The sequence below is a fragment of the Martinezella miluonensis genome (assembly GCF_900094545.1).
Taxonomy (GTDB): domain Bacteria; phylum Pseudomonadota; class Alphaproteobacteria; order Rhizobiales; family Rhizobiaceae; genus Rhizobium; species Rhizobium miluonense.
This window is the reverse complement of sequence record NZ_FMAH01000091.1, coordinates 1-3,544: the sequence shown is the minus strand read 5'-3', so window position 1 is coordinate 3,544 and position 3,544 is coordinate 1. Positions and strand designations below refer to the sequence as shown.

The following is a 3,544-nucleotide window of genomic DNA, read 5'->3' as shown; positions in this document are numbered from 1 at the left end:
ATCTCCACCTAAGACACGTCGCTAACGACGTCGTTAAACACGTGTCTTAGGCCATCACGACGATGGCTGGCAGGCGGTAGCAATCGGGCGGTTACCATCGAAGGGTGTGTTCGTCACGACATCGAGCTTCAGCGCACCGGCCACGGATTTCGTTCGCCATCTGCCTCAGCGGATCGTATTGATCGACGGCGACCGGTTCGCCGATCTGATGATTGAGTATGGCGTCGGCGTCCGTGTCGCCCGCACGGTGGAGGTCAAGCGGCTAGACGAGGATTTCTTCGTCGAGGAGTGATCGCCCTCACCATCACATTGTGTCTGCCTCGCCTTTCCAGCTCACAAGTTTTATCCGCAGTGTTTCATACTCTTGTTGCAAGTCAGCGCAGCGTTGATCCAGTTCGTTGATAAGGATTCGACGATCAGAAAAACTGACTGTCGTTTGTGTGGGGGCAGGCTGAACATAGCGGGAAGGTGACAAGGAGAAAGCTTCAGCAGTTAAATCCTGTAAAGCCACAACTTCCGAAAATCCTTGTTCAGTTTTCCACTCCCGATAAGCCGTCGAAATCTGTTCTATTGCTGCATCCGGGAGAGCGACACGAGCGCTGTCACGTTGACCCAGATCCCGAGCGTCTAAGAACAAGACGTGATCTCGACGTTGGTCAGCCTTACGTTTGTTAAGAACAAGAATCGCTGCTTCAATGGCCGTGCTGGGGGCAAAAAGGCGTGCCGGCAAGCCAATAACAGCTTCAATAGCGTCACGTTTTATCAGCGATTCTCTAAGTCTTTCGTCCAGCCCGGCTCGAAACAAAAGCCCATTCGGAACTATAATCGCTGCGATTCCTCCGTCTCGTAAGCTGTCATAGATTTTGTTTACGTATGCGACTTCGCTCGACACGCGGTTGGGTAGATCACCCATTAACGCGCTATAATGTGTCCACGGACTAATATCCCGGAAAGCAATCTGCGCACCAAACGGCGGGTTGCTTACAACCAGATCGAAAAGGCGAGTACGCTCGAACTCTCGAAAAGCATCATTTTTAAGAGTATTTCCGCTCCTTAAGTCGGCGTCGAGATCAGAGACCCAGAAACGAAGCTTTGCCCAGGCCCAAACTTCGCCGATCTCTTCCTGTCCGAACAGTAGAGTGCTCTTTCCTCGTTCCACCGCTATCGCATGTAGCAATCCCCCCGTGCCGCACGCGGGATCGTAAATTGTTGCGAAGTTGGTGCCGCTAAAAAGCGACGAGATTACCCGATCCACCGACGGCGGTGTGCCGTGATACCATCCAATTTTAAGTTGATATAGCTTGGTGTGGAACCATTCCGCGAAACCATTGAGGGGCCATTCGCCTAGTGCAAGCTTGAGCCAGCCACTACCAATGCCCGATTCCAATTGATTGAGGTTCGGGAAAAGGTAATCAATTACCGAAATCTCTATACCTCCCCGACGCTCCTCCATCTGGTGGCTAAGCCATGCAAAGAAATGATCAATATCAACGAGGGGAGGCTCAAGGTTTCCATGGTCGCGCCTGAGACAATAAACGAAGCCTAAGAGAGCGAGCGGCTCGTTGTAGTGCTGAAATCGGGTTGCCCTACTCAACTCTGACATTGACTGCAGAATTCGCTCCCAGGGAACGAAGGGAGTCTCCTTTTTAGTCTCGTTATGACGCATCTCTAAGGTCCATATACTGAGCTAAAATTTCCATAGCCTCTTCCTTTCGGAGGCGAGCGACATCGATAGCAGTTCGATAGTGATCCTCTGACACTTTAAGGAAGTGAGCTAACACAGGTTGTAGCTCGGGTGCTGGAATGGGAATCGGTAATGTTTCGAGATCACGAATAGTAAGTGCTGATTGAGCAGTGCTTGGCGCTCGGCTGAGTACACGAGCCAGGACACGCGGCTGCTGCAGAAACGCATTCAGCAGCACCGGCGAGAGAATGGGGTTCTCTCCCATTCGTACTACGATGAAATTGGCGCTCGCAATTGTTCCTGAATGAGTGGCATGTATGACGGTGGTTTTCATGAGCGTCCCACGCGCACTTATGAGCAAATCGTCGGTTTGCAGGCGTTGCCTGCCCAATTGAAAAGATTCTGAAATTTCAACAGTTTCCAATGATTCGGCATCGCTAAGTATGCCTTCAGTAAGATCCTTCACGTGAATAACCGGCACACTCACAGTCTCACCAGCCTGTGGAGGGACGCGGGCCAAGTTCACTCCCATGAAAATTGAGTTGGCCGCGTCCTTTAGCGGCACGACAATCGGTATCTCCATAGCCCGTCATCCCCCTTGTTCTTTTTTCAGTACGAAAAATACTTCAATATCTCGCTTGAGTTCATCTAGAGTTTCGGTGTATAAATTTCCTGCAGTACTCTTTGTATAGCATGCCGTTCTTGGTCCTAAAAGTGGTGACAGAAGTAAACTGGATTTAAAAGGAGTGTGAAACGTGAAGGATTTTGACGTCAATCGGCTCCTGACACTTGGGACGGTGGTTATCATTATCTTGATTGCCGCCGGTACTGGTTACCGCGTTGAGATCAGTAGTGCTGGCATCAAGTTCGAGCAGAATGCAGCTCTACCGATTCAGCTGCAGGACATGAAGATCTCGCGGAAGTAGCAATATTGAACCGATCGTCGCATGATCAAGCACAGCCACTGGTAGGAAATTCATGCCTTCGTACGTCTCGTGCGTCCGGTACGCCTAGTGCCCGCTGTGCGTCAGTCGTTCATGGCGGCGCAGCTATGCGCGCGGGCGCGAGAAAATTACGAGTCTCTGACCACAAAACGTGAACAAAATTAGTGGTTTACAAGACGCGCAATGCCTGCCACAGTTAGTCTGCGACTGATGGAGTGTGCTGACGCGCGGTGAGAGCCGCCTTCATGATGTAGTGCTTGCGACGTAACAACCGCCGAGGTTGAAAAGTTCTAGAGAGCGCTGCCGGTTGCATCCCCCCCCCACAAGTTCAATCGGGGAGAGATGCGCTCTGCGGCGATTTTCCTGGCTACGCGCATCTCTCTTCCCTCTATATGAGACGAGACAATGAGCACTATTTGTTGTGTGCCTAGCGAGCGCTCCGCCTCGGGCATTGTTCCCGAAAAACTCCTCACTTTCCAAGAAGTCGCCGAAACTCTCGGAATCTATTACTGGCAGCTTCAGCGCGCGGTGAAGCGTGGCGATATTCCCCACTACGCACCGTTCAATTCCAGAAAGCTTGTAAAACTCTCCGAAGTAGTCGCTTACATCGATTCCTCCCGCAAGGGAGGTGTCGAATAATGGTGTACGAACCGGATTTCTTAGAAGGTAACACGGATGGGGCTATCGAATTTCTCGACGAGATGTTCTCTGGCCAGCGCCGTCATCTCGTTGCGATTTCACAAACAGGTCGGGTCGAGGCGCGCACATTCTTTGCGAGAGAAAGCGAAGAACTGCGCGAGTGGATTGACGTTCGCCAGGGAGAGACCCCATGTCCTTGGCCGGCAGGGTGGCTCGTCTCGCATTATGTTCAGAACGAGGGTTAGCTGCAGAGCCAGAGCCTCAAACATAGGAGACG

At 51.6% G+C, this 3,544-nt stretch carries 6 protein-coding genes; 4 read left to right on the top strand and 2 right to left on the bottom strand.

Going from position 1 to position 3,544, the window contains the following annotated elements:
- Positions 1-106 precede the first annotated feature (106 nt).
- A complete protein-coding gene (locus GA0061102_RS32320; RefSeq protein ID WP_245298211.1) occupies positions 107-292 on the top strand; it encodes a restriction endonuclease in 186 nt (61 codons plus the stop codon).
- 12 nt (positions 293-304) lie between these two features.
- Here the strand turns inward: GA0061102_RS32320 and GA0061102_RS32315 are convergent, their stop codons facing one another.
- Positions 305-1,666, bottom strand: coding sequence for an N-6 DNA methylase (locus GA0061102_RS32315; protein ID WP_092856835.1), 1,362 nt, complete (start codon positions 1,664-1,666; stop codon positions 305-307).
- Positions 1,656-2,267, bottom strand: a complete 612-nt coding sequence (locus GA0061102_RS32310) for a restriction endonuclease subunit S domain-containing protein (RefSeq protein WP_092856832.1) — start codon at positions 2,265-2,267, stop codon at positions 1,656-1,658. Before GA0061102_RS32310 ends, GA0061102_RS32315 begins: the two co-directional genes overlap by 11 nt.
- A 172-nt stretch (positions 2,268-2,439) precedes the next feature.
- On the opposite strand from GA0061102_RS32310, the gene GA0061102_RS33085 reads away from it, so the two are divergent.
- From GA0061102_RS33085 to GA0061102_RS32300, 3 genes are all read left to right on the top strand, one after another.
- Entirely contained in the window at positions 2,440-2,610 is a 171-nt protein-coding gene (locus tag GA0061102_RS33085; RefSeq protein WP_159432235.1) for a hypothetical protein, read from the top strand.
- Positions 2,611-3,033: 423 nt separating this feature from the next.
- On the top strand, positions 3,034-3,267 hold the full coding sequence (locus GA0061102_RS32305; protein WP_092856829.1) for a MerR family transcriptional regulator: 234 nt from the start codon (positions 3,034-3,036) through the stop codon (positions 3,265-3,267).
- Positions 3,267-3,512 carry a hypothetical protein gene (locus GA0061102_RS32300; RefSeq protein WP_092856826.1) on the top strand — a complete coding sequence of 82 codons (246 nt, stop codon included), beginning with the start codon at positions 3,267-3,269 and terminating at the stop codon, positions 3,510-3,512. The genes GA0061102_RS32305 and GA0061102_RS32300 overlap by 1 nt, the downstream gene beginning before the upstream one ends.
- The last annotated feature ends 32 nt before the right edge of the window (positions 3,513-3,544 follow it).